We start from the raw sequence: 26,845 nt of genomic DNA, 5'->3' as shown, positions 1-26,845 counted from the left end.
CTACGCTGGATCCGGATACGCCTGATTCCAGAGTCCCAGGAGGACAATCCCAACGAACGGGAGCAAGAACACGGCGTAGAACACGACGACGGGTTCACCCCACGGCCAAATTGCGAGTCCGGCGACGAGGACGATCACGGCAACGATCGCGACGACGATACCGACAACCCGTCGATCGATCGCCTCGAGGTCCGTCGAGTGGACCGGGAGCTCGAACGTCGCCACGAGCGTTTCCGGGGCCGCGACGGGGCCGAGCTGGCGCTGCGTATCGTCGTCGTCCCATCCCGTCGTCACGGCGATCGTTCGGGTTTCGAGCAGTCGGTCCGGAAGCCGATCCTGAACGACCGCAACGTTGCGGAGAACGTCGACGGACGCCGTCCACTGGGGTTCATCGAGCCAGGTATCGTAGGCGACGAGCCGATCGCCGTAGCGGCGATACTCGAGCGGGCCGTATTGCAGGTAGAACTCGGCGCTTTTTCCCGCGAGCAAGAGGACGAACGAGCCGACGACGACGAGGGTAGCACCGACGGTAAACGCCAGTGACGATTCCGGACCGCCGAGTATCCCGACGGCCACGAGCCAGACGATAAAGAAAATACTTGCATAAAATGGCGCTGGTCTGGTAAGCACGTGACAGACCCCGGTCAGCAGCGCTGCCTTCCCGTCGGTCGAAACGCGAGCGTCGGGCTCGTCGTCTGGCACCTGGGGCGGATCGTCGAGTTCAGTTGCCTCGTCGGGCCCCGAGAGCCACGCGGCGAGGCGACCGCCGGCCCCGCGACTGGCGCGAAACGCCGACCACTCGACGAGGAGTTTGACGAGGACGAACGCCGCGAGGACGAAGGTCGCTTCGCCCGTGCCGATCCCCGGCACGACCATGAGGACGAACAGCAAAAAGAAGGCCTGCCGTGCGGGCGTCTCGATAACGGTGTACGGCGAGACGGTTTCGTAGCCACCGCCCCGCAGGTACTCCCGGCGAAACTCGAGGAGTTGGCCGACGAACAGCGCCGCGATGCTCGCGACGACCGCGGGCTGGGCGATCGCAGCAGCGAGCGAGATGGCTTCGCCGAGAACGACGCCGACGAACAGGCACACCCAGGCGACGCCGACGATGACCGAGGTCACGAAGGGGACGTTTCGCGGATAGATCGGTGGGAGCCACGAGACGACGGTCACGCGGCCGCGTTTCGTCGTCAGGTCGCTCGAGACGGAGACGACGCCGGAGTCATCGGGGTCGGCGGGTGGGCGTCGCCGTGCGAACAGCGCCTTCGCCGCTGCGAGCGGGAACGAGAGGAGCAACTCGAGGGCGTAGATCGCGACCAGCGTCGCCGGATCCCAGCCGTAGTAGACGACGCCAACGAGTGGGAGTAGGTTGGCCACCAGGATCGGGCCGAACCCGACGACGGGTGGCACTCGCCGGCGGAAACTCGAGGCGGACATCGATATCAGTCCATACTCTACTGTCGGATTTGATAAATGTGCTGAACGCTAGGTTCGATCGCTACGAACTGCTGTAAATCGGTAATCGCCGAACTCACGCCTCGCCGTGGACCAGCGCGTATAGCGTCGTTCCGAGTCGCGCGAGTTCGAGGTCTGCCTCGAGTCGCCTCGTATGTGACTGGAGGGCGGCGACATCGAGAGTCGCCTCTGAACGAGGCGACGAAGCTTCGGCCCGTCGCTGTGTGCGACCGAGCAGCCACGGCGCGTCGTCGGCGAGGTACGTCTGTGGCAGTTGGAGGGCGTCGAGCCGGTCGCGTTCGGCAGCCGCGACCAGCTCGTGAACGACGACCAGCCGCCGGCGGAGCGACCGGACATCATCCTCGTCAGCGGGTGGGGTCAGGTGACTCGCGAGGTCGGCGTGGGCGGCGACGACCAGGTCGGCGTCGACGTCGAACACCGAGCTAAATCGCTCGCGCTCGAGCGTTCGACAGCGACTGCGGCGGCTCGCGAGTCGAACCGCACCGAGGACGGTCGGGCGGCGACCGACTCTGGGTGCCACCAGTTCGCCCGCGTGATCGAACGCGGCCCGGGCGACGTGGGTGAGGCCATCGACCTCGAGGCGGGCGGCTGCGTCCTCGACAGTCAGTACGTCGACCGATTTGAACTGGTGGTGACCCATATCTCCCACTCGGTTCGGCCCGATATTAGGTACTCTGAAGAAAGTAATCATACAATCGTTACTATCGTTACTACTGTTACATTAGCTGCAATACGTACAGCGGGCGGCGGTGCCTGCACGATCCGCCACGTTCAAGCCGGTCCCCTTCGACCGTCGAGGTATGACTCGATCTGTCTGGATTAAAGCCGACGATACTGTCGGCGACTGGGACGTGCGCCGAGAGCGCATCACCGCCGCACTCGAGGCGGGTGCTGACTGGGTGTTGGTCGACGAGGACGATGTCGCTCGCGTGCGCGAACTCGGAAACATCAACGTCGCTGCCTTCCGTACCGACGGCGACGTGACGCTCGTCGACGACATCGACGACGATGACGGGACCGACGCCCGACCCGACGCCGTCATCGTCGGCAAGGACGGCGAAGGCGACGCGACGATCGATCTCCCCGAGGATTTCTCGGGCTCGGCGGACCTTTCGACGCTGCGCCGCGACGGGGAGACTGACCTCGAGCGCGGTGCCTACGTTCGCATCCTCGATACGGCGTACGAACAGTTCGCCGAAACCGCCGCCGAAGACGCCGATCATACGATCGTCATCGGCGAGGACTGGACGATCATTCCCCTCGAGAACCTGATCGCTCGCATCGGCGAAGAGACCAACCTCATCGCCGGCGTCACGAGCGCCGAGGAAGCAAAGACCGCCTTCGAGACCTTAGAGATCGGTTCCGACGCCGTCTTGCTCGACTCGGACGATCCCGACGAGATTCATGAGACCGTCGAGGTTCGCGACGAGGCCGAACGCGAATCGCTGGACCTCGAGTATGCCGAGGTGCTCGACGTCGAGCGTATCGGCAGTGCCGACCGCGTTTGCGTCGATACGGGCAGTCTCTTGGAACACGACGAAGGGATGCTCGTCGGGTCGATGGCTCGTGGACTGGTCTTTGTCCACGCCGAAACCGCCGACTCACCCTACGTCGCCTCCCGGCCGTTCCGAGTCAACGCTGGCGCGGTCCATGCCTACGTCCGCACGCCGGACGGCGGCACGAAGTACCTCGCGGAACTGCAAAGCGGTGACGAGGTCCAGGTCGTCGACACTGCGGGCAATACCCGTGAAGCGATCGTCGGCCGGGTCAAAATCGAGCAGCGGCCGATGTTTCGCGTGGCCGTCGAAACCGACGACGGCGATCGGGTCGAAACGTTGTTACAGAATGCGGAGACGATCAAAGTGGCGACCGGCGACGGACGAAAAGCGGTGACTGACCTCGAGGTCGGTGACGACCTGTTGTTGTATTACGAGGATACGGCCCGTCACTTCGGCGAAGCCGTCGAGGAGAGCATTATCGAAAAGTAGTGGCGGGGTCGGCTTCGACACCGTTTGGTTACGAGCTGATCGGTTCCTCTTCGGCCTCGTCTTCGGGCGTCTCGAGGCGGGTCGTACACCAGTGACAGAACGCGAGGTCTTCGTCGAGTTCCTTCCCACACTCCGGACAGCTCGGTCCCTCGTCGCCGTCGGTGGCGGCACTCGAGCCCGGCGGGAAGCCAAGCGCCCGAAACGTTGCATCGATCGCCGCAAAGAGGACGACGAACGAGAGGACGAACTGCCCCATCGTATCGATCTCGGTGGTGACGACAGTGACGGTCTCGGTAACCGAGTCGACCGCGGCGAGTTCATCGGTCGGTGGCAAAAAGATCGCAACCGCGGAGAGATACAGGCCGGCAAACACCAGCGCACGGAGCCAGTCGCGGAGTATCGCGTGGCCTGCACCGGGTAAGACGACCGAGAACCCGGCGGCGGCAAGCGCACGAAGCCAGTTCATACTGCCATCCTAGGAGAGGCGACTGGTTAACATTCCGATTCCGCCGTCCTGTCGACGAGGCGTTGGTTCGGGCTCGAGAAACGACGCCGACGCGATTCGACAGGTTCCGAGAGTACCTGTTTCGTCGTTCGATGATCCGACTGGCCGTTTCGCTTTCCACTCCATCATCGACACGGACCTAACGTTCGACTACTGCCCCGCGACTTCCGAATAACGTCACGATTACCAGCTCTATTACACGCACAATTCGGTATTTCACGGGAGATTTGGAAAGTAGTAACTTTTTGCATCTATACTCGTATATTCCAATACATTTATTCCTGTTTCGAATACGCTCATCGAATCTAACCATTTATTCCAAGGAAAAGTTTATGAGTTCAAGGTGGTGTTACCCAACTGTATGGCGAACTTTCCCCGTACGTCCGAAACGGATTCCACACCGACTACAGGCCGTAACTCCGGATTAACCCGCCGTAACTACGTTCGTTCGCTGGCCGCAGTCGCGACCGCGGCGACGTCGATCGGCGTTGCCGGGACGGCTGGCGCGGAGGACGACTACGAGGTTATCGAAGCGCAGGGACAGAGGATCACCATCGACGACGGCGAGACCTGGGAACACAAACTCGTCGACATGACGACCGGTCAGGATATTACGATCACCGCCCAGGGAAGCGACTGGACGATCCGTAACGTCGGCTTCCACGGCGCGAACACGTCAAACGCCGGATCCGGTACGTTCGGCATCGCTGACGGCGGCGGCTCGAGCACGGTCGAGAACGTCTACCTCGGCGATGGCTCGAGCGAGGGCAACGGTGCGCCGAACGGCCACGGCGAGACGGCGTTCTGGGTCAACCCTGATCACGCGGGTCACATCGACTTCGAGAACGTCAACATCCAGGGCTTCGCGGATAACGCGATCTACGCCTCCGCTCCCGGCAACGCCGGCGGCGGAACGGTCCACATCGATCGGTCGTTCGCGGCGAACTGTTACGTTTCGCACTTCCGGCTCGCGACCGAGGGGAGTAAGGTGACGAACTCGAGTGTCTACGTCGACGACGACGGCTACCAGGGCCGCGGTATCTGGGCCTGGGCGCCGGGGACGATCGAAGTCGAGAACTGCCAGCTCGAGATGAACGGCAACAACGTCGCCATCGACGCGGGCGCGAACGGCCAGGCGACGACCGTCGACGTTCGAGAGACCGACTACGGCGAGGTCGCCGGCATCGGCGAAAACGCTGGCTCGACGGTCGAACTCGCAGACGACGTCGGGACGGACCCCGAGGCAGTTATTCCCGACGGCGTTCCGACGAGCGCCGAAGCGGCTGCGACTGGCGAGTAAGAATTCTTCTGCGGGCTGATCGTCGCTGCGATCGTCTCTCGAGCGCGTAGCGTATCGCTTCTCACTGCCGACGTCGAGTCTCGGCGCGAGACCAGTTTTTCTCGATGACGGCGGCGTAATCCGGGATTACTCGAGCGTTCCACCGGTCGAGATCGCCCTCGTGATGGGGGGTAACCGACTCGGGCTATTGGATCGCCATATCTTCTCGCCACATATATTCCAGCTGCTAACGTCATTAACATCCTGAATGTAAATACAGATAAGATAGAGACTCTCTAAAATTTAAATGTTTTGTAAGGGAAGTTTTATGCCGGTAGTCTCGAATTACCAGACTGCATGGCACGCGAACCCCCGGTACTGGACGAGACGGAGGCCGTCGGCGACGACGATGATGACGAGAGTAATCGTCGGTTACTCGACCGGCGATCGTACGTAAAGTTAGCTGGATTGACGACGGCGAGTGCGACACTTTCCGGCGCCGCCGTCGCCAGCGACGACTACGAGGAGATCACGGCGCGAGGGCAGACGATTCGCATCGGCGAGGGAGAGACCTACGAGAACAAACTGTTCGATCTGACGAACGGCAACAGCGTCCTCTTGCTCGTCGAGGGCGGCAACTCGACGATCCGAAACATCGGATTCGACGGACTGCACCGCGGCGACGCGTTTATGATCTCGATCACCGCCCCCAGCGGCGACGTGTTGATCGAGAACGTCTACCTGGGCGACGGCTCGACCAAAGAAGGCGAGAGTTTCGTCCACGGCCCCGGTGCCGTCTTCTATCACAAACAAGCCGGCTGTGACGTCACGTTTCGATACTGCAACGTCCAGGGGTGGCCGAACAACGGGTTTTACTGTTCGAACACGGCCTCCGGCGGCTCGGTCGAGTTGGATCACTGTTACGGCAAGAACAACGGCGTCTCGACGTTTCGTGTCGCCGGCGGACAGGACGTCATCACCGATTGTGTCGCCTACAACGACGACACCGACTACGGCCCCGGGTGGGGCGGCTACGTCGAAGATTCCGGGCGCCCGGTGTGGGTCTGGCCCGGCAACACGGTCGCCATCGACGACTCTCACTTCGCCGCCGGCTCGTACCCCTACGCGATGGTCATGCGCAACAGCGGCAGCGCACGCATGACCGGTGGTGCGATCAGCGGCACCGTCCAAGGCAGTGGCCTGCGACGGGACGGCGTCTCGAGCGATCCCGACCTTTCGGTTCCCGACGGCGTGCCGACGACGCCACGGGAAGCCGCAGCGGGCGAGACCGACTCGGACTCGCGTCCCGATGACGACGAAGACGACTCGGCGCTCGAGCACCTGCTACTGTTCGACGGTTCGACCGAAGACGTCACGCGGTACGAGTTCGCCGCGACCGGCGAGATCCGGCCCTCGACGGCCGACGGCGCGACGATCGACGACGAAGCCGTTATCGAGGACGGCGTCGCCCACGGCGTCGTCGCCGACTGGAAGGACGCGTTCCGATTCGACGGCGACCTCGAGGAACTCACCGTCGACGGGCCGGCGACGGTGATCCTCGACGGCGAAGCGGTCGATCCCGACGACTACGGCGCGCAACTCCCCCACCTTCTCGAGGTCGAGGGCCGTGGCGCGCCGACGAACTTCGAGATCACCGTCGACGGGACGATCGAACTCGAGGGTGACGAAGATCCCGCCGACGAGGCGACGACGATTGCGGGGTCGACGGTCCAAAGTTCGGTGACGGATTCGACGCTCGCGTTTCGGTTCTCCGGCGCCGTGACCGACGTGACCTTTAGCGAGGGCGAGGCGGCCGTCTTCGTCGACGGGGCGGAGATCGATCCGAGCGAGTACGGCGACTACGAACTGCTACCACACGCGCTGGTCATCGATGCGACCGATACCGACGAACCGAGTACGTACTCCTTCGAGACGACCGGGCCGGTCGTCAAGTCGGAGTATCGTGACGCGACGATCGACGACGACGATGTCGTCGAAGATCAGGCCGTTCGCGGTGCGATCGCGGACGGACTGGACGCCTACTGGTTCGACGGCAACCTCGAGTCGTTCACGCTGCTTGGCGACGCGACGACCGATCTGCAGTACAACGCCCGCAATCAGTAGTGATGTCTCGAGGCCAGTCCGGTCCTAATCGGGCGACAGAAAGTGGCCCCCGGGAGAACAGCAAGCTGGCACGCGAACTGTTCCGGTACTGGACGGCGGATCGGGAGCCAGTCGTCCGTACGAACGGCGTGAATAAAAGTCCTTCTCGAGGATATAATCGCAGTCATCAGAACGACTGTCGGCGGCATTCGTAGCAATGCCAATCCACTGTGGCCCGCTTCGCGGCGAAATCGAATAGCGATCAGTCGATACGGGAGAGTTTACCGTTGACGGATTGTTCGCGCTGTCGATTCGTCGCGGTATGGGCGATCGACAGACCCAGAAACGCGAGGACGACGCCTCCGGCAACTGCGACCGTCGGCAGTGTCGAAACCAGTGGCACGCCGAGCATAGTCGCACCGACGATGGCGATCCCGACGACGCTGAGCCCCGCGTACCACCGATCCCACCGGTCTTGCTGATGATTGTCTGTGTCGAGGTACATCATCAGTAAGTCGGCGTTGTCAGACAGCGAGATGAGCCCGCGATCCTGATCGTACTCGACGATTCCGGCGTCGTCCATCTTGGGAAGATGGGTCTGATAGAGGGCGACGTAGACGCGCTTTCGTTGGTCGGAGCTCAGGGCGTTGACGTCCGTGTCGTTTTCCCAGGCAGCGATCTGTTCGGCGAGCTCGCCGAGGGTTACCGTATCCTCGGCCTCGAGCAAGTACGCAAGCACTTCGCGTCGACGGCGGTTCTTCAGTAGTTCGAAAATGACGTCTTTCGAGAGCCCCCCGTCGTCTTCAGAATTAGACACTGACGAGGCGATTTCGTCGGGGAGAGAGGTATCGATCGACGACATTATCGCTGGCCTCCGGACGGCACTCGATCGATCCAAAGGGAGGCGCCACGATACGTCGAAACTGCAGTACGGCGACGGATCGAACGGGGCCGCTGTACAGTCGAACGGCGATTCGCAGTCACTATTGACACACCACGTTGTACACCAACAGTGACTCTCTTAAACACGGTCACGTTTTGCATCGGCTGCAAAGTTGGTACGGGACGACTTCGGCGGACCGGTCCAACGGCGAGAGGCGGCCGGTCTCGCCCCCCACGCTTCTCGCCGGGCGACCGTCTCCCGTATCGACCGATTGCCGCCCGATAGACGGTGCGTATATACGTCTCGTATGTGGCCAGCGGTCCGTTGGGACTAGTCAGGATCATCGGCGATACAGCACTGCTTCTACACGTCCGACCCAACCGACATAAATCGTACGACGGTTTGGAACCAAAAGATCGATTTCCGGGATGAACCGTGAATTTACACCGAGAGACGATCGGTCGATTGATAATTCGTATGCATACTTCGAGCGTCAACCGTGGGCGGACTCGTCGAATCGTCGATCCGACCGCGACTGCAGCGGCCCATTGGACGCGATCAGTGACCGGTGGTACTGATCGCCGGATTGATCGAACGTCAGGGGAGACGGCAAGAAATAGCCCACGACGAACGCGGCTCGTTCCCGTCGATACTGACTTACAGCCGACAGGACAGTAAGTCGGTGTTTCCCGCGTAAACCATGTGAGCCCCTTACAGTGCCGGCACGGATTCATCCGCCTACTGATGACGCAGTCTATCATCGATCATGTTACAAGTGAGTCCCAGGAACGGGACGTCGAGCTGTGTCCCGACTGCGAGACCGAGACGATCGTTCACGATCCGGATCGCGGCGAGCGAGTCTGTGAACAGTGTGGGCTCGTGCTCACCGAAGATCCCATCGATTATGGACCCGAGTGGCGCGCGTTCAACGCCCAGGAACACGACGAACTCTCCCGCGTCGGCGCACCGTTGACCCAGTCAATGCACGACCGCGGGCTGACGACGACGATCGACTGGCGCAACAAGGATGCCAACGGTCACTCGATGTCCGCCGACAAACACGGACAGCTCCACCGGCTCCGGGTCTGGCAGGAACGGATTCGAACGAAAAACGCCGGTGAACGCAACCTCAAGTACGCACTCTCCGAGATCGACCGCATGGTCAGCGCCCTCGGCGTTCCAAAACCCGTCAAGGAGACGGCAAGCGTCATTTACCGACGCGCACTGGAACAGGATCTCATCCGCGGACGGTCGATCGAAGGCGTCGCCACCAGCGCTCTCTACACGGCCTGTAGAAAAGAAGGCATCCCCCGCAGCCTCGAGGAAGTAACCGCCGTTTCCAGGGTCGACCAGCGCGAGATCGGACGCACCTACCGCTACATCGCCGACGAACTCGACATCAACCTCGAGCCGACGAACCCCCGGCAGTTCGTCCCGCGGTTCTGTTCGGAGCTCGACGTCGACAAGGACGTGGAGGCAACAGCGGTCGATATTATCGAGAAAACGACCGAGCAAGGGCTCCATTCGGGAAAATCACCGACGGGGTTCGCCGCCGCGGCGATCTACGCTGCGGGGCTGCTCTGTGACGAAACGATCCCGCAACGAGCCGTCGCCGAAACCGCACAGACGACCGTCGTGACGGTCCGTAACCGGTACCGCGAACAACTCGAGGCAATCGACCGGACACCGGCAACGTGATCGCCACGACCACCTCGTTGGCTATTTCTTCTTACATAATCGACCGTTCGTCACCGGTGTAGGCTTTCTCACTGACGAGGGCATTGAGCGTCGCATAGGGGACGAACGCGACGAACTCGTCGTCCTCGTCGTACAACTCGAGGCCATTTTCGGCGTGTTCGTACCGCTGACAAGCGATCTGACCCTCCGGCAGGATCGCACGGAACATACGACGACGTACGTGCTCGGACGGCATATAAGTTGGACTCGATGCCGCCGGCGAATCGAGGCAGCCTTCCGATCGTGACAGCGGCCGAACCGCCCCCGTCTCGACCCGAGTACGCTTAACTCGAGACGGTAAACTCGTCTAACTGGCCGTTGAGTTCCGTCGCGGTTTCGGACAACGACTCCGCAGCCGTCGAAATCTGTGACACCGTGGCGGTCTGTTCCTCCGCGGCCGCGGCGACGCTGTTGGTTTCCTGGAGCGTTCGTTGACTCTGATCGGTCGCCTCGTCGACCATCGCGACGACCTCCTGGCTGGTTCGTGCTTGTTCGTCGGTCGCGTCGTTGATCGACTGGACGCCGTCGTTTGCCTCCTGGACGTGATCGGCAATCTCCTCGAGCACCGAGAGGCTCTCTTCGATCGTCTCGGAGCCCTCGACGACATCTGCCTGCATCTGTCGGATCTCCTCGACGGCTTCCTGGGCGGACGCCTGCACGTCGCTGACCATCTCGTCGACCTCTCGAGTCGCCTCACCGGTCTCCTCCGAGAGCGATTTGATCTCGTTTGCGACCACTGCGAACCGACTCCCGTCTGTACCCGCACGGGCAGCCTCGATCGATGCATTGACCGCGAGCAGATTCGTCTCCTCGGCGATCTCGTCGATCATCTCGACGATCTCGCTGACGTTCGCCAGTTCCGCATCCAGGGCCTCCATACGGTCGACGATCGCCGCCGACCGACGCTCCAAACGCTCGAGTTCGTCGATCGCGTCGCTTGCAGTTTCTCGACCCGAGCGCGCGCGAGAAGCGGCGTCGCTCGAGACGCCCGCGACGCCGTCTGCCGTCGACGCGATCTCTTCGATCGTGGCCGAGAGGTCGGCCATCTCGCCGCGAACGTCCTCGAACCGATCGTTCTGTTCATCGGTGGCGATCGAAATTTCCTCGGCGGATTGGCTGACGTCTGCACTCGCTTGTTCCATCTCCGTCACGCTCGTCGAGACGTCACGACCGACGTCTTCGACTTCGTCGGCGAGCGTCTGGACGCTGTGCAGCGTCGACTCGACGTCGTCGAGCATGACGTTCAGGCCCGTCGCGATCTCGCGCATCGCCTCCTGGTCGCTCTCGATCTCGACCCGGTTAGTGAAATCGCCGCCGGCACACGCCGCCAACACCGACCGAATGCGATCGGCGTCTGTCTCGAGTGCCTCGTTTCGACGTTCGACATCTGCACGCTGGCGTTCGATCCGCTCGCGACTCTCCTCGAGGTCGTCGATCCGGCTCTGGAGGCCGGTCTGCATCCGCTCGAGGGAGTCGCCGAACTCGCCGGGAACGTCTTCCTCGAGAACGTCGGCTTCGAACTCCTCGTTGGCGAGTGCATCAGCCTGGTCCGCCACCGTCGTCAGGTACGCGTGCATGTCGCGAAACGACCGCTGCAGATCCCCAGTCTCGTCGACCTGGTCGGTCTCTGGCGGTCGATCCTCGAGTTGACCGCTTGCGATCGCATCGGCGGTAGTCTGGAGCTCTTGAATCGGTTCGATGATGTCCCGTCTCGCGATCAACATCGTGTTGACGAACGCGGTGACGGCGAGTGCGAAGACGACGACTGTGAGCAGGATCTGGCTCGTCGGGAAGACGGCAAATGCCTCGGCCGGGCCGAGAAAGACCAACGGCAGTGCGAAGACGGCGATCGTCGAACAGAACTGCAACAACACTGCCGTGACCATCTTGCGCTCGACGCTCTCGGTGATCCCCAATCGATCCATCGACGCCCAGAGCAGCGATTCGTACCGCTCACGGAGGTCGGTTCTGCTTCCGTCTGCCTCCCCATCGCCCGGATCGAACGGCTCGCTAGAAACGGTCGACATATCCGAATAGATTCGCCATCGTGTACTTAAATCCGTGGTCAATTACCATCTCGTTGTAGTGCTTGGCTCGATCAACAGTCACGTGCGGGGGAACGAAATCGGTTTACCCGCTGTCCCGTTACCCCCCGACAGTGACCGACGAGGAATCCGCCGACCCCACCGAAGACCTCCCCGCCGACGGGGACGGCGACCGACCGGCGCCGACCGACGAACCGTTCTCGATCGCCACGTTCCACGAGGCGAGCCAGCACGTCGGCCGCCCCGTGCTGACGGCCGCATCGGTCGCCGACGCCCTCGAGTACTCGCAGGCTGTGGCCACCGAGCGACTCGAGGCCCTGGCCGAGGCCGGTGACCTGCAGCGACTGTCCGTCTCGACCGACCCCGTGGTCTGGTATCCGACCGAACTCGAGGATCTGACCGACCGCGAGCGGGTCGTCGTCTTTCCGAAGCGCCGGGAGATCGTCGTCGATCGGCCCGATCAGTTCACGCGCGCGCAACTCTCCCAGTTCGCCCACCTCGAAGACGCAAACGGCGAGGAGAGCTATCGGTACGTCGTTCGCCCGGCGGACGTCTGGCAAGCGCCACACGATTCGTTCGCGGACCTCCAGCGGACGATGCGCCAGGCGCTCGACCAGCGCTCGGATCCCTTGGAGGAGTGGGTCCGGAGTCAGTGGGATCGGGCCCACCAGTTTCGGCTGACGACCCACGAGGACGGCTACACGGTGCTGGAGGGCGACAACCCGGAGGTGATGGGCAACGTCGCCCGCCAGAAACTCGACGAGGAACACGTCCACGCGCCGATCTCCGAGACCGAGGATTGGGTTCGGGAGGGGGCCGAAGCCGCGATCAAGCGCATCCTCTACGAGGCGGGGTATCCCGTCCAGGATCACCGCGACCTCGAATCGGGCGAGGATCTCGCGATCGCTCTCGAGGTGTCCCTGCGGGAGTACCAGCGCACCTGGGTCGACCGATTCGCCGAGCGCGGCGAGGGCGTCTTCGTCGGCCCGCCGGGCAGCGGCAAGACCGTCGCGGCGATGGGCGCGATGGCCCACGTCGGCGGCGAGACGCTCGTGCTCGTCCCGAGTCGGGACCTCGCGCGCCAGTGGAACGACACCATCCTCGAATACACCTCGCTCGAGGCCCATCAGGTCGGCCAGTACCACGGCGGCCAAAAGCACGTCCGGCCCGTGACGATCGCGACCTACCAGATCGCGGGGATGGATCGCCACCGTTCGCTGTTCGACGACCGCGAGTGGGGACTCGTCGTCTTCGACGAGTGCCAGCACGTGCCAAGCGATGTCTATCGGCGGAGCACGCGCTTGCAGTCTCGGCACCGACTCGGCCTGAGCGCGAGCCCGATCCGGGAGGACGACCGCCAGACCGAAATCTTCACGCTCGTCGGCCCGCCGATCGGCACCGACTGGCAGGCGCTGTTCGACGCCGGCTTCGTCGCCGAACCCGAACTCGAGATTCGCTACGTACCCTGGGACGACGAGGAACAGCGAAACGCCTACAGCTCCGCGGAGGGCCGGGAACGCTACCGGATCGCCGCCGAAAACCGCGGCAAGATCGACGAGGTGCGCTACCTGCTGTCGGCCCACCCCGACGGCAAGGCCCTGATCTTCGTCGACTATCTCGAGCAAGGTCGGGAACTCGCCGACGCGCTCGAGGTGCCGTTCCTCTCCGGCGAGACGCCCCACCACGAGCGTCGTCGCCTCCTCGAGGCGTTCCGACGCGACGAACGCGACCTGCTGATCGTCTCTCGGGTCGGCGACGAGGGGATCGACCTCCCCACCGCCGATCTAGCCATCGTCGCCTCCGGACTGGGCGGCTCGAGGCGACAGGGCACCCAACGTGCGGGCCGGACGATGCGACCCGCCGGCGGCGCGCTCGTCTACGTGCTCGCGACGCGGGGTACCCGCGAGGAGGACTTCGCCCGCCGACAGCTCCAGCACCTCGGCCGCAAGGGAATGACGGTGCGCGAGGAGACGGTCGACAGCGAACAGGTTACCGAACACGACGGCGATCGGTAGCGAGAACGGTCCATGAACAACCGGTAGCGACTGATCGCCGTCGGCCTGCTATCGTGTCACTGGTTTGTTCCAGCCCTCCATCCGACCCTCCTTGGAGTGGGATCTCGACCCGCCGACGGTACCCCAGTACACAGGCGACGAGTTCGATCGACCGAGTTATCGCTCGTTGGACGGACTCAGGTACGTATCCTGACCGAGCGCCGCATCGCCGAGCGAGAACGACTCCGTGCCGAGTCGCGTATTCATCCCGAGAAACGCCGCCCGGCCGAGTTCGAACTCGTCGGTCATCGGATGCATCGTCACGTCGACGTGTGCGGGTGTTTCCGTCTCGACGATCGTTTCGACCCCGGCCTCGTCGCCTGGGGAGTCGAACGGCCCACAGCAGACGGCCACCGACCCGTCCGCCGGAACCAGTGACTCGTAGCCCCCACCGGCGGTACCGTCGGTGGCCTGCTCGAGGTCCGCGGGCCCGAGGAAGAACAACCGGTGACCAGTCGGCGTATCGCCGGACGAGCGACCCGACTCGTCCGGTCTCTCGCCGACGGCATGACGGAGGTACAGTTCGATCAACTCGCGCAACCCTGCTCGTGTTCCCCGGCGTTCGTAGAGTTCGGGTGCCCGTGCGAGATATTCGCGGCGGGCACTCTCGGGCCACTCGCGATACTCGTCGGCCGCCAGCCAGTCCTCGAGCCACTCGAGCGAGTCACTCGGCACGCCGTACGGGTCGACATACCGGGTAATACCCTCGATTTCGGACTGGATATCGACGAACGACGTCTCGAAGATAGACAAAAACCGCTCGAGAAATGCCGCCGACTGGTCGTCTTCCTGGTACAGTTCCGGCATGTAGCGCAGATACGACTGGCGCGGACAGTACGCCGTCACGGTGTCGACGAGCGGTGATTCGGTCGGCGTGCCCACGAGTTCGAGCGCGACGTATAGATATCGGCCCGTCGCGTCGTCCAGCAAGACGTCTGGGTACTCGTCTACGTCAGCGACGGCCCACGTCGATTCGGCGCGAGCGACGAGCGAATCGAAAACCGTCCGTTGCCACTCCCGAACCGTCTCCGGCGACGCTGATTCGTGGTGTGTTGCGATCGTTTCGGCACCAGTACGCACCAGTTCTAGCCCGGAGGTCACGCCGATCGATCGAAGCGATTCGCGGGCGTCGGCCGGGACAAACTGCGCGTGATCGTCCGGGGAATCCGCGGACTCTGCCGGTCGCGTCCCACCAGCCGTAAGCGACACCAGCGGTTCGTCCGTCGCGTAATATCGGATTCGGGCCCTGGTGTTTGCCGGAACGCGAGCGACGTCGAGAACGAGCCGGTGCCACTCGAGTTGGTCGGTTCCGGAATCGTATCTCGTCACGGCGAAACCGGTGTGGGCGTTTCGATTGGGACACTGGACGTATTCGACCCGTTCGGTCAGCGCCAGACATCGGTCGTCCGAATCGATTGCATACATCGACCACAGGCCGTCATCGGACACATCTCCGACGAGCGTCTCGATCGGCCCTGCGTTCTCGAGGGTGAGCAGGCGAGAACGGTGTTCGGTTGCCGGCTCGTACTCGAAGAGCGCGTGTTCGTCCTGACCCTCGAGGTGGCCGGCCAGGACGATCGATCCCCTGGCAACCAGTATCGCCGTCGGTGTGAACTGGTCTCTGCCGGCAACGATGTCCCCGGCCGAGAGCAGTTTGTCGCTGTGTGTTTCGTCCTGGTCGGAGTGAAACCGCCACACCTCGTGTCCGTCCGCCGTCGACGTTAGTACCACGATACCGTCCGGCACAGTCGCGACATCGACGATGGGGACCGACGATCGGTTCGTGGCCCGTTCGTTCCCGCGGATCGAGACGAGCGACCCGGATTCGTCGAGAACGTGTAGTGTCCCACGCTCGTAGGTGATCGCGGTCGGGACGTCAGTGGCCGTCTCGAACGTTTCCGTTTCTCGTCTCGTCTCGGGAGCGAAGGCGGTGACCGACCCGGTTTCGTCGACGACGAACAGCCGGGAGTCACTCGCCGTGATCAACCGCGGCGTCCACTCTCGACGGCTGGTGCCGTCGACTACCAGCTTCCGGGTCTCGGATGTCCCCTCGTAGCGGTAGACGTCGCCGTCCGTCGTGAGAACGTATCGAACGCCGGTTGAAGTCACAGTGACGTCGCTGACCGACTCTCCAACTGGCCGTGAACGGATCGCGGTCGTCTCCGCGAGCGCGACACCGCCGTCGGTGAGCTGGACGTTTCGCGTCGCCCACTCCTGCCAGTCGGTTTCACTCGTCGTTACAGTGTAGGAAAACGTCATTTCTATCCCCTTCGCAGTGTGGATCGTTGCATCTCGACTGTCACGCACTCGACCGAAAACAGCGCCGTCTCGCCGATCCTGATCCGGTCGCCGCTGGGCGTCCCACCGTGTGCGGTGACCGAAAGGTCCGATACCTTTCCAACGGGATCGACATCCGCGATACTGTCGCGCAGCGCTTCGATTTCGAGCGAGCGTCCGAGCGGCCATCCGTCGCCATCGAACCCGTCGAGTGGATGCAAGTACGATTCGACCGCATCGACGATCGCAGATTCGAAGCCGCTGTGTGCGTACTGTGGGCGGACCTCACCACTCACCGTGATCTCGAGTCGGACGTACTGTGGTCCGACGACGGTGAATCGATCGCCCAACAGGGTCCGCTCCCGGAGGTACGTGCGGACGGTATCGAGGAACGCCGCACTCGGATCGGGGCTCGGGACATCTGCCGGCGCGTACGGGATGACGATCACGGTCACCCCCTCGCTGTCGGCCGTTACGTGCGTCCGGCCGATCCTGAGACCAGGTGTCCGTGCAGCGAGACGCCGATAATCCGACGCTGTCACTGCGCGATTCGGCCGATCGAGATCGCGTTTGGCCCGTTGTAACGCCTCCGCGACCGTTTCACCGTCGGCCCCACCACTCGCAGGTCCAAGCGGCGCCACGTCGATCGACGGAGTCCGGGCCTCGGCCTCGAAATCGGTCCCCGGATCGGTGAGTTGCCAGCTGGCTGCCGCCGAGACGTTGGCGCGTTCTCCGCCACCGTACACGTAGTCGGCGATGACCGTCGCGTTTGCCGGCGGAACGGTGCCGTTGAATCCGTCACCGAAGGTTACGTATCCTGCCTCCCGGTCGAGTACGTAGTGGCAGTCTTCGGGCCCGGAGGCGTCGAAGTCGGGAACCTCCGTGTACCGTTGTCCATCGACGAACACTCGTGCAGAGAGCACTGGTTTGTTTGCGAAGCGATACGTCTGGTTATCGAATTCCCGAACGGTTCTCGAGCTGGATCCGTCGGATAGGGGATCCAACCGTTCGGTTTCGACGCTCGTTGCGTGTGTCGCGGTGACGACGTTCGTTCGGATGCTATCGAGCTGCGGTGGTATTTCGTAGCCGGCGGTATCGACGCGACAGCGGATCCAGGCAGCCGCGCTGTCGGGAACCTGGGACGGAACCGACTCGGATCTCCGGGCCTGCGTTGTGGGGTTGGCTTCGAGTTCGACGATACCACCTCGGTACAGCGAGTCAGTCTCGTCCTCGAGAACGGTCAACCGTTCCCAGCCATCGTCTCGATAGCACTCCCAGGCGAGTTCGACAGAGGGATCGAACGTCGGTTGCCGTCCGTCGTCCGTCGGCTCGGGTGGATCTGGCAGGTCGTCGTCGTGATACGCGACGTACAGGGTGACCCGATCCGTTTCGGCGAACGGATCGTCGTCGAATCCGACGTACACAGTATCGGTTTCGTCGACGCGGCGACCGAACGGCCGATAATACGATCCCGAGGCGGCGTTTGCTTCGCTGTGATCGCTCCCCCCATCCACGTCGCTGATGATGGTGTCGACACAGGCGTCTACGCAGACGAGGTCTCTCTCCGTCTCGAACTGGTACCGGTCGTCGACGCCGTCGGTCACGCCCAGTTGTGCACCTGCCGGAAGCCGTTTGCCGCCGAGTGCTTCGGGAACGCCGACCCGAACCGTGGCCGTCGCCGCTGTCGGTGCTCGTGGCCGATAGCCGACCAACTGAAGGTACTTCCTCCGATGGTCGTCCGTAATTTGGTCAAGTTGATACGTGTGGGTCTCGGTAAGCCACGCGAGCACCTCCACGATCGTCATTCCGGGGTCGTGGGGATTGAAATCCGTCCACTCCTCGGAGTACGCCGGGATCAGTTTCGTCGCTTGGTCGAGTAACGCGTCGTACTCCCTGTCGTCGAGTTCGGGTAGATCGAGTCCCATTACTGTTCCTCCGGTATCGTTACTGCGAGTTGGTGTCGTCCTGGACAAACCAGCGTATCCGTCGATAACAGTTCCTGCCCGCACCGATCGGCCAGCGATCGTTGCCCGTCGTTGACCGTGACCGACGTACCGATGCTCGAGACGGCCCCCACCCCGTCGACGGCCGTGATGACATCGGCGAGCGAGTCCTGCGAGGGAAGCGTCCCGAACTCCCACCCTGTGCCATCGTTACCCGTCAACGGATGTAAGAACTCGTCGAGTCGGTCTTCGATCGCCGATGTAAGCAGGGACACGCTCTTGACGCTGTGTGCCTGCACCGTCGCTCGAACTGATAGCTCACTGTACTCCGGACCGCGGACGACGATATCTTGGGTCTCGTCTGCAACCACCGACGCGGGTGCACAGTCGTAAAGCGTCCGGCGAACCTGCTGTTTCAGTTCCATCGACGGAACGGGTTTCTCCCGCTGTGCGTTCGGAACGATGTAGACGGTCACCGGGTTCTCCGTATCGGCAACACAGGTTACGCGAGCCAGTTCCGGAAACTCGGCCATTGCAACCTGCTCGTAATCACGTTCAGTCACTGCTCGGCCCCGGTGACGAAGCCAGTTCGTCGACCGTGAGACCATCGTCGTCGACGACTCGATGCCGGTCCCACCGCTGGCCGATGTCGGGTTCGTGACCGAGTCGACCAGTGCGATCGAACTTTTGAGATCGGTTATCGTCCACGGATCGACGTTTCCATCGCTTCCGCCGCCAGTCGTGTACGTAGCTTTGATATTGTCCTGCCCACTCGGCGGAATCTTGCCACAGTCTCCGTCTCCGAACTGAATCGTCCCCAACGTCCGGTTGACGACGTAGTGTCTGTCCTGGGGACCCGACTCGAGGAAGTCGTCGACGACTTCCCATCGGACCCAGAACGCCTTCAATTCGCCACGTGAGTCGTGGTCCCGGCTGACATCCGCCGGCCATTCTTCCAGGAGACGCCGTCGTTCGCCGGCCGACATCGTCTCGAGGGCGTCGACCCAGAGATCGATATCGATCACCGGTGCGTGCGAGCAGGCGACCGACTGCTCGTGGGAGCCGTCGCTCGAGCCGAGAACCTCGTCCTCGATTGTAACCTTGTTGTACGCCCACCGCGTATCGGGATAGATCCCCGACAGTACCGGGGAAAGGGTCGTTCGTTCCGTGGTCATATTCGCCGGCGTCGTCGACGTGTCGCCGTCGGGATCGATCGTGAACTGGTCTTTCGTCAGTCGCGCCCTGATCCAGTGTCGCCGCCGATCGAACAGTTCGACCTCGTCCGTCGGCGTCGGAAACGTCACCATGACGATTCCCCGTTCGGTCAGTCCGCCGGTCTGGTCGCGAACGTCCAGCTCCGTCCAGGTCGGGCCACCATCGTCGACACAGTACTCCCACTGAACGCCAGGGTCGAACGTTTCGGGATACGTGGCGTCGTCGATGACGAAAAAGAGGGTTATCGGTCCGTCCTCCAGTCGCTTATCGAACCCGAGATACGCCGTCTGTTCGTCGTCCGGAAGGGGAACGAACGGATCGAACCCGGATCGACGGGCCGTCAGATCGTCGCTGTACGCGCCGTTGTTCTGCCGAACGATCGTCTCGAACCCGATATCGGTGTGATCGTACTCGATGCGTAGGGTTGCATAAACCGGTGGGTCGGTTCGGTTCACGAGTGTTGGGGGCATCGAACCGTCGGATCCCTCGAGCGATGGCTGGCCGTACGTTCCACTGACGAGACGCGCGCGGATCCAGATGTCGTCGTGGCCCGCAACCGTCGTCTGGGCGATGTCCGATGGGACTTCGAACCGGACGCGACCGGCCGTTCGAAACGCGTCGGTGCCGTCGGTGACGGATTCCAGTCGCGTCCATCCCGTTCCGTTCCAGTACTCCCAGGAAATCTCGGGCGGCCCGTCCAGAAGCCCCATGTTCACGTTCGTTTCTGCCCCCTCGAGGTCGGGCAGCGCCCCCGACAACGGGTTACGATCAGTCCCAGTATCGTCGCCGCCGTCGATCGACCGGTCTGTCCCACGCTCGCCACCGGATGCTGACTCGTTCGGCAGGGTGAACTCGAGTTCCACCGTGGCGCCTGGCGTCGTCAACGCCTCTTCACAGGCGACGAAAAACGTCACCGGCGGATGCGGAACGCGCCCAAACGGACGAAATCGGCCCTCCTCGAGCGCGAGTGGAACGTCGTTCGACAGCAACATATCGGGATCGAGCCCACCATCCCGGTCGTTGCTCGTCACGTGTATCGAAATAGCGCTGATCGTCCACGTTGGGACGACCGTGTCGTTCCGTAACGAACAGCGTATCCACCGCCCCTCGGTGCCGTTGACCTCGTGCACTGTCGGTTTGCCGGGGGGGCGAAACCGCTGTTCGGTGACGTCCTCACGGTCGCTGGTGTCGGTCCCACTCGTCCCCGCGTGTTCCTGTAACTGTTCCTGGAGCTCCACGACACCGCCATCGTCGGACTCGGGTGGACCGTCGACGACGCGCTCGAGACGGTGCCAGCCGAGTTCGCCGTGTTCGTCTTCCCCGTAGTACTCCCAGCGCGTCTCCTCGAAAATCCGTTCCGCGCCATCTCGAGACTCGATCCGGAGCCCAAAGCTCGAGCCAGGCGCCACGTTGAGCGCGCTCTCGTTTTCCAGATAGAGTGCGTGAGACTGTATCGAGGCGCCACTGAACAGCCGTGCTGGTTCACCTTCCGGCAGCGCGCCGTGGTCGACGATCGCATCGTCTTTCGGCGCAACCGCGACAACGTCGGACAGCGACGCAGGGGTCGCTTCGAATCCCGCCTCCCGTGAGAGCTCGAACTGCTGTGTGTCGCCGTCGGCCGGATCCGCAATCGCCGTCGTTCCGCCGGGGATTGGCACGTTTCGCTCGAGATCACTGGAGACCGAAAACGAGAGCGGGACGCGGGCTGCCTGTGGTGGCCGCCGGTCGATGTCCAGTGCATCGAGGAAAGCGAGAAGCTGTTTTTCCGGGACCTCGTTGAGGCGGTTCCGGATGTCGGCTTCGAACGACGCGAAGATACGGACGAGCGTCCGACCGACGTCTCCACGCTCCGGGTCCCAATCGTCGGTGTATGCAGCTGCTCGACGGCGCAACGTCTCGTACAGTTCCTCCTGATCGCGGTCGTCGATGATCGGTTCCGGACTGGTCATACTGTGTCGGTACGACAGACCTCGTTTCGGGCGGTCTGGAGCCATCGATCGGTTCGACGACGAACGATCTCGTCCGCCGTCGATCGATTCATGAGTCGCATAGCCGTCTGTTTTCTCCGCTCATCCGTCACCTTCCGTGATGTGGAACGGATAGACCATGTTCGAGAGGCTGTTCGTCGTCCGAACGTAGTACTCGATCTCGATCAGGATCCTGTTGGGATCGTCGTTCGCTGTCGTCGCGTCGATGTTCTCGATATCGATGCGGGGTTCCCACCGGACCAGCGCCTCGCGGATGCTACTCTCGATGAGATTCAGGGTCGCTGGCGAGGCGGCCGAGTAGACGTGATCGTGGATGTCACAGCCGAACTCGGGTCGCATGACACGTTCGCCTTTCGCGGTTCCCAAGATGATCCGAATCGACTCGCGAATGTCCTCCTCCGCGTCGGACGTTTCGATGTCACCACGGTGGTCGGTCGTGACCGGATACTGCCACCCAGTCCCGAGAAATTCCTCGGCCATGGTTAGTCGATCAGCACAGTCGGGCATCCAGACACGATCTTGTTCGGAGGGCCATTCTCGACGATCGTATCTCCCAGTCGCGCCGCCGGCATATTGTTGATCAGGACGGTCGGGCTACCGCCAATCACTGGCCCACCGACGTGTGGGACCACGCCGGAAGTTAGCGGACAGCTATGAACGTCGGCGAGCGCCCGCCACGCTGGTCGGTTGCCGATGAATACGTTCGGACTCCCCGTTCCAATCAATGGCGTCCCATGAGCGGTCCCATCGCCAATTCGTGCAGCAGGTTTCATGATCAGTTAAGTCGAATAATGGCGCCTTCGATCGTCAACGGCCCCGTCGAGTCGATACTCATCAGGCCGCCGCTGTCGATGTCGACGTTCGCTTTCCCCGAGACATCGACGGTGTTCTTGCTCTTGATGTCGACCGTCGTCCCCCCGCTAATTTCGACGCTTTTGTCGCCGTCGATCGTGACGTGTTTTGCGGAGAGCTCGAGTTCGTCGCCGGCGTCGATCGCGACGGAGTCGTCCGACGAATCGAGGACGATTCGGTTGGTCGCATCGTCGTCGCGGATCGTGATCGTCTCCTGATCGGCCGCGTCGTCGATGACGATTTCGTGTCCGGCACTGGTCTCGATACAGATACTCCCGCCGTCGCCGTTTCTGTCGTCGTCGAAGGTTATCCGGTGTTCGCTCCGGCTACGGATCTCTCGCACGTTGTTGTCACCGTCGTTCTTTTGGGGTGGTGTTTGCTTGCCGTTCCAGAGCGAACCGACGACGTACGGTCGATGGATGTCTCCGTTTTCGAACGCCACGAGCACCTCGTCGTCGACATCCGGCAGGAAGTACGCGCCGTACCCGTCGCCGGCCATCGGCGTCGCGATGCGAGCCCAGTGACTCTCGTCGTCGGCATCTCGCCACGGGAACTGTAGCTTGACCCGACCGAGATCTTTCGGATCCTCGTTGTCGGTGACGATACCGACAACGACACCCTGTATGCCGTCCTCGGTCGTCTCCCCGTCGAAAACCCCCGGTTGACTCACGATCCCACCTCGACTGCTTCGAACGTCGTCCGGTAGCCAGCACTACCCATCCGGTGGGTCGCTTTCGTTACGTGGTAGATCCCGGAAAACCGATCGCCGAGTTCGACGAGTTTGATCGTCTCTCCGGCGCGGATTTCGGGGATTCCGTCGGCTTCGCCATATCCCTGGACGACTTCGTCGGAAAACTGATTGAGTTTCGTTCGTGCGATCTGTTCGGCTTCGTCTGGTGACATAGCTGGCACGCTGAATACCTCTTTGTGTTTGGCGTCTGAACTGCCCGCAGTCTCGATGATTTCTTCTTTCCGTTCGATGTCCCACGATCTGACCTCGACTTCGTGGGTGTCCCGGCGATGGGAAATCTCGCCGGTAAAGTCGTGAAGGTCCTCGCCGTACCACAGTTGTGCAACTGGTTCGTCCGAAATCGCCGACGACCGTGGAATGAACTTCACCGTATCACGCTCTGCGTAAAACTCGAAGCCGTACGTGGTCGCCAGGTCGTGTACGAACTGGTAATCGCTACAGCCGTTCTGGACGAGCTTTTCGCGTTCGATATCTGCACTCTCGATGTCGACGGACGAGAAGGGGTACATCGAGAGCACGTCTTCGACGGCGTCGCCGATAGTCGACGCTTCCCACGAGTCCGCCCGCGACCCCTGCATCGCATCCCACAACAGCCCGTAGCCGGCGGCCTGTACTTCCGGACCGTGATCGACGGTGAACTCGCCGGTAATCGATCTGATCTTCCCCGACAGCAGCGGTGTCAACTCACCGTCGTCACCGTATCCCATCGCGATTTCGACGTCCGTTCCGACCTCGAACTCGTCCCAGGACAAGCCTGCAAACTCGTCGAGTTCCTCGTCGAACGGGAAGTTGAGGCCGAACGAAAACCGATCTGCACCCTCGAACGACGTCTCAACGACCAGGTCGGCGATCCGACCACCCGGCTCCTGAAACGTCTGGTCGCCGATCATCACCTTGAACCGCGGCGAGTAGCGAGGATGGTTGTCGGCGCTGTAGCTCACGTCTCATCACCGTCCCTGACTCGACGGTCGTCGTCATAGTTACTCGGACGTGATGTCGTGTCCGTACTCATACTACAGTGGCGGCAGCTCGAGTTTCTCACCCGGCTCGATTGCACGGGGGTTGTCGATCTCGTTTTGATCCGCTATCGTTCGCCAGTGTGCTGGGTCGCTGTACTCCTCGTCTGCGATCAACCAGAGAGTATCTCCTTCAGAAACCGTCCACACTTTCGTTTTGTCCGTCGACTCGGGGGAGACCTCCGATTTGTGATAATCTGCCGTCTTGTACTCCTTGAAGAGTATCGACACTCGGGCCCGGATCGGGATCCCGCTTGGCAGGAACTTTGTGAACTGTTTGTTTGCACGCTGGACTAGTGCGGTAAAATCGATCCCATCCCCCCACACGAACTGACAGACCGGCGGTGCATGGAGTTCACCGTCGACAGCCAGCAAGTGATCGATGTATTTCGTGTAGTTCTCACGGACATCGAGTTGCGCTGACGACGAGTTCTCCGAACCGAGTTCGTCCGTCGTATCGAAGAACAACTCCATCGACAGCGTCTCTGCGTTGCCGTCGACGAATTGCATGATCGATGCGCCCGATCCCGTGGCTTTCATCTCGCCGTAGTTGACGCTCTTTTCGAGCGTGTACGAACTCGGATTGAACTTACACTCGATCTGGTCACCTTGCTTTTTGCCGTTGAGGATGGTTATCTGTGCCTTCTCTAGCTTTCCGTTCGTCATTGCTTCCCCCTCCGTTCGCGTTCGATTCGTTCCCGACGCTCGAGTTTCCGGTAGAGCCGTTCGACAACCCGATCGACGTCGGCCTCGTACCGCAAGGACTCATCCGGAAACGGGATGTCGATACGCTCGCCACCGGACCGTGACCGGTCGTTAGCCTGGGCGTGATTGGACCGTGTCGGACCGTGGTCCTGAGGGAGCTGTGTCGTCCTCCGGGACTGCTGGTCGGTCCGGCCGCGGCGGCGATTGTCGGACCCGTCGAATCGGTCGTCGGCTGGCACGGCCTCGGGCAACGTCGCGGAACCATCGACTCGGCCGGAGACTCGAGTCGATGGTCGGTCGGATTCGGGATGGTGTTCACCGTCGATGGCTGCTCGATTCGGGACAGATTCACGTCGGCGGCTGCCTCCCTGGCGCTCCAGCGAATCGCGATTCCGTCTCTTCGCTTGCGGACGTGTGGACCCGTCCCGGCCGGCACGCCTCGATTTCGAGTCAGTCCCCATCGTGGACGAATGCCCGCCGGCGTCTGGACCCGAACGGGACGCCAGAACGCTGTCCCCACGATGGTCGTCGACTCGACTCCTGTTGGTGTGTGGTGCTGGTGCCTGCGCTGTGGTGTCGTACCGAGGCTCGTCCCCATCGGCATCGGTGATCCCGGTCGATCGAGATGTCCGATAGACGAGACCGGGCCGGCCCGGGCTAACTGTCCCTCCCATCGACTCTTCACCTTCTCTTTCTGATTGCTGTATCTTATATTTACTTATATTGAATCTGGAATTGGATGCGACCGGTTCGACTTCCCGGACGTTGGCAGCCGAGCGAACCCGACTCGATGCCGTACGTGCCGACGAGGTATCGGCGAAACGCTGCCATCGGGTGTTCACTCCGACGACTGTGGCGTGCCCGTCCACACGACGAATCGGTAACCGACGGATCGAAGGCGGTTGCTGACGTTCTGGCTCGAGCGTCACCGTCTCGATCGACCCGCCGTCGGCAGCGGATCCGACCGTCGGACCGTCACTCGTCTGTCGACTGACCGCTGATTCCGACCGTGATCGGGGCGGGGTCTCACGCCGGTGAGACTGTCTCTGGACCACTCGAGTATCGTTCCCGAGTCGCGTTGCCCCTGTCGGACCGTATTCCGGGTTCGACGAGGTGGGCCGGTTCTGGGGCCGACCGCGATCGCCATGGGTCGAAACTGCCGGCTCGTCTCGAGACGAACCGGCCGGCTCGGTCAGCGAACGCGACACACCGCTGCTCGTAGCGAGACGAGGGGTTGACGAGCGTGTGTGGACCTCGATTCGGTCCGTCACAGCCGCTCTTTCCGGTTGTAACACGTCCGTTCGCGATTCCGCCGTCTCGGGCTGGGTCCGAGACGCTCGCACCGGGGTGGGAGCTACTGCTGAGTCGACAGCGCGGCTGTGTCCAGGTGCGTGGTTCCTACTCGTCCGTGCGTCGTTGTCACTTGTCCGTCGGGAACCGTCGCCGCTCCCGATCGTTCCTGGAACGGACACCCGGTCGATCGAACTGTTGTCTCTGGGTGCAGACGCACTCGTCGCGAGTGCCGTCGGTGTCTCGCGTTCTCCGGGCCAGTTCGGTGCCTGCTCGACTCGGGACCCGTCGGTACCGTCGGTCGGAGTCCGGCCAGAGATACCGCTCGTTCGATCACCGTTTGTCCGCTGCGGTGGCACCTCGTGCGACGACCCGGGACTCGACCTGCGGTTCTCGGACACGGGCGGCCCCGCCCGCATACTGTGTGACGGCACACGACGTTCGGTCGCACCGGTACGTTCTGTCTCCGAAGTCGGCGCATCAGTCCTGTTGTGTCCGGTTTGCAGCCGCGGAACGGCATTCGGTGATTCTACCGACACGCTTCGGTCACCGATGTCACCGCGTCCCTCTGGAACTGGTCGTTGCCGTGCTATGGAACGGGTGACAGCGTGATCGATTGCCCCCGCAGTCGCTCGAGACATTGCCATCGTATCGCCACTCCGTCGAATCGCCGACAGCTGTTCTGCCGTCGTCGGCGTCTGCTGGGGATGAGTGCTCTCTCGTGGCCGGTGTCTCCAG

Annotated in this window: 20 protein-coding genes; 5 read left to right on the top strand and 15 right to left on the bottom strand. The window is 62.4% G+C overall.

The genetic code is table 11. The annotated features are described in order from the left end of the window. Complete coding sequence (locus tag D8Y22_RS10790; RefSeq protein ID WP_246084408.1) at window positions 1-1,410, bottom strand: DUF6498-containing protein; 1,410 nt, start codon at window positions 1,408-1,410, stop codon at window positions 1-3. Window positions 1,411-1,531: 121 nt separating this feature from the next. Continuing rightward, the gene (locus D8Y22_RS10785; RefSeq protein ID WP_141464719.1) at window positions 1,532-2,116 is read right to left on the bottom strand and encodes a hypothetical protein; all 585 of its coding nucleotides are present in this window, start codon (window positions 2,114-2,116) and stop codon (window positions 1,532-1,534) included. A 160-nt stretch (window positions 2,117-2,276) separates the two neighbouring features. On the opposite strand from D8Y22_RS10785, the gene D8Y22_RS10780 reads away from it, so the two are divergent. Further along, complete coding sequence (locus D8Y22_RS10780) at window positions 2,277-3,464, top strand: 3-dehydroquinate synthase II (protein WP_141464718.1); 1,188 nt, start codon at window positions 2,277-2,279, stop codon at window positions 3,462-3,464. 28 nt (window positions 3,465-3,492) lie between these two features. On the opposite strand, the gene D8Y22_RS10775 is transcribed toward D8Y22_RS10780, so the two are convergent. Then, the gene (locus D8Y22_RS10775) at window positions 3,493-3,930 is read right to left on the bottom strand and encodes a DUF7575 domain-containing protein (protein ID WP_141464717.1); all 438 of its coding nucleotides are present in this window, start codon (window positions 3,928-3,930) and stop codon (window positions 3,493-3,495) included. 400 nt (window positions 3,931-4,330) lie between these two features. Here D8Y22_RS10775 and D8Y22_RS10770 point away from each other — a divergent pair, with 400 nt between their 5' ends. Together D8Y22_RS10770 and D8Y22_RS10765 are read left to right on the top strand one after the other, a co-directional pair. After that, window positions 4,331-5,269, top strand: coding sequence for a hypothetical protein (locus D8Y22_RS10770; RefSeq protein ID WP_141464716.1), 939 nt, complete (start codon window positions 4,331-4,333; stop codon window positions 5,267-5,269). Between the two features lie 336 nt (window positions 5,270-5,605). Then, window positions 5,606-7,372 (top strand): hypothetical protein, encoded by a 1,767-nt coding sequence (locus D8Y22_RS10765; protein ID WP_141464715.1) that lies wholly within the window; start codon window positions 5,606-5,608, stop codon window positions 7,370-7,372. 241 nt (window positions 7,373-7,613) lie between these two features. Here D8Y22_RS10765 and D8Y22_RS10760 read toward each other — a convergent pair whose 3' ends face one another. Continuing rightward, window positions 7,614-8,213 (bottom strand): DUF7344 domain-containing protein, encoded by a 600-nt coding sequence (locus D8Y22_RS10760; RefSeq protein ID WP_141464714.1) that lies wholly within the window; start codon window positions 8,211-8,213, stop codon window positions 7,614-7,616. A 765-nt stretch (window positions 8,214-8,978) separates the two neighbouring features. Between D8Y22_RS10760 and D8Y22_RS10755 the strand changes: the two genes are divergently transcribed. Beyond that, window positions 8,979-9,932, top strand: a complete 954-nt coding sequence (locus tag D8Y22_RS10755; protein WP_141464713.1) for a transcription initiation factor IIB — start codon at window positions 8,979-8,981, stop codon at window positions 9,930-9,932. 31 nt (window positions 9,933-9,963) lie between these two features. On the opposite strand, the gene D8Y22_RS22370 is transcribed toward D8Y22_RS10755, so the two are convergent. Further along, the gene (locus D8Y22_RS22370; protein WP_174811826.1) at window positions 9,964-10,140 is read right to left on the bottom strand and encodes a hypothetical protein; all 177 of its coding nucleotides are present in this window, start codon (window positions 10,138-10,140) and stop codon (window positions 9,964-9,966) included. Window positions 10,141-10,255: 115 nt separating this feature from the next. After that, the gene (locus tag D8Y22_RS10750; protein ID WP_141464712.1) at window positions 10,256-11,998 is read right to left on the bottom strand and encodes a methyl-accepting chemotaxis protein; all 1,743 of its coding nucleotides are present in this window, start codon (window positions 11,996-11,998) and stop codon (window positions 10,256-10,258) included. Window positions 11,999-12,129: 131 nt separating this feature from the next. Here D8Y22_RS10750 and D8Y22_RS10745 point away from each other — a divergent pair, with 131 nt between their 5' ends. Beyond that, a complete protein-coding gene (locus tag D8Y22_RS10745) occupies window positions 12,130-14,031 on the top strand; it encodes a DEAD/DEAH box helicase (RefSeq protein WP_141464711.1) in 1,902 nt (633 codons plus the stop codon). A 156-nt stretch (window positions 14,032-14,187) separates the two neighbouring features. Here the strand turns inward: D8Y22_RS10745 and D8Y22_RS10740 are convergent, their stop codons facing one another. From D8Y22_RS10740 to D8Y22_RS10700, 9 genes are all read right to left on the bottom strand, one after another. Then, window positions 14,188-16,329: a phage tail protein gene (locus tag D8Y22_RS10740; protein ID WP_141464710.1), complete on the bottom strand. Its 2,142-nt coding sequence runs from the start codon at window positions 16,327-16,329 to the stop codon at window positions 14,188-14,190. A 2-nt stretch (window positions 16,330-16,331) separates the two neighbouring features. After that, window positions 16,332-18,272, bottom strand: a complete 1,941-nt coding sequence (locus tag D8Y22_RS10735) for a putative baseplate assembly protein (protein WP_141464709.1) — start codon at window positions 18,270-18,272, stop codon at window positions 16,332-16,334. Further along, a complete protein-coding gene (locus D8Y22_RS10730; RefSeq protein ID WP_141464708.1) occupies window positions 18,272-21,454 on the bottom strand; it encodes a putative baseplate assembly protein in 3,183 nt (1,060 codons plus the stop codon). Before D8Y22_RS10730 ends, D8Y22_RS10735 begins: the two co-directional genes overlap by 1 nt. A 120-nt stretch (window positions 21,455-21,574) precedes the next feature. Beyond that, entirely contained in the window at window positions 21,575-21,973 is a 399-nt protein-coding gene (locus tag D8Y22_RS10725) for a GPW/gp25 family protein (protein ID WP_141464707.1), read from the bottom strand. Window positions 21,974-21,975: 2 nt separating this feature from the next. Then, a complete protein-coding gene (locus D8Y22_RS10720) occupies window positions 21,976-22,266 on the bottom strand; it encodes a PAAR domain-containing protein (RefSeq protein ID WP_141464706.1) in 291 nt (96 codons plus the stop codon). Window positions 22,267-22,268: 2 nt separating this feature from the next. Next, window positions 22,269-23,015 (bottom strand): phage baseplate assembly protein V, encoded by a 747-nt coding sequence (locus D8Y22_RS10715; RefSeq protein WP_141464705.1) that lies wholly within the window; start codon window positions 23,013-23,015, stop codon window positions 22,269-22,271. Further along, entirely contained in the window at window positions 23,012-24,037 is a 1,026-nt protein-coding gene (locus tag D8Y22_RS10710; RefSeq protein ID WP_141464704.1) for a phage late control D family protein, read from the bottom strand. The genes D8Y22_RS10715 and D8Y22_RS10710 overlap by 4 nt, the downstream gene beginning before the upstream one ends. Before the next feature lie 72 nt (window positions 24,038-24,109). Then, a complete protein-coding gene (locus D8Y22_RS10705) occupies window positions 24,110-24,778 on the bottom strand; it encodes a CIS tube protein (protein WP_141464703.1) in 669 nt (222 codons plus the stop codon). Further along, complete coding sequence (locus tag D8Y22_RS10700) at window positions 24,775-25,056, bottom strand: hypothetical protein (protein WP_141464702.1); 282 nt, start codon at window positions 25,054-25,056, stop codon at window positions 24,775-24,777. The genes D8Y22_RS10705 and D8Y22_RS10700 overlap by 4 nt, the downstream gene beginning before the upstream one ends. Window positions 25,057-26,845: the final 1,789 nt, after the last annotated feature.

The organism is Salinadaptatus halalkaliphilus, assembly GCF_006543045.1.
Lineage (GTDB): Archaea > Halobacteriota > Halobacteria > Halobacteriales > Natrialbaceae > Salinadaptatus > Salinadaptatus halalkaliphilus.
Note: the sequence above shows the minus strand (reverse complement) of the source record. Positions and strands in the feature narration are given on the sequence as shown.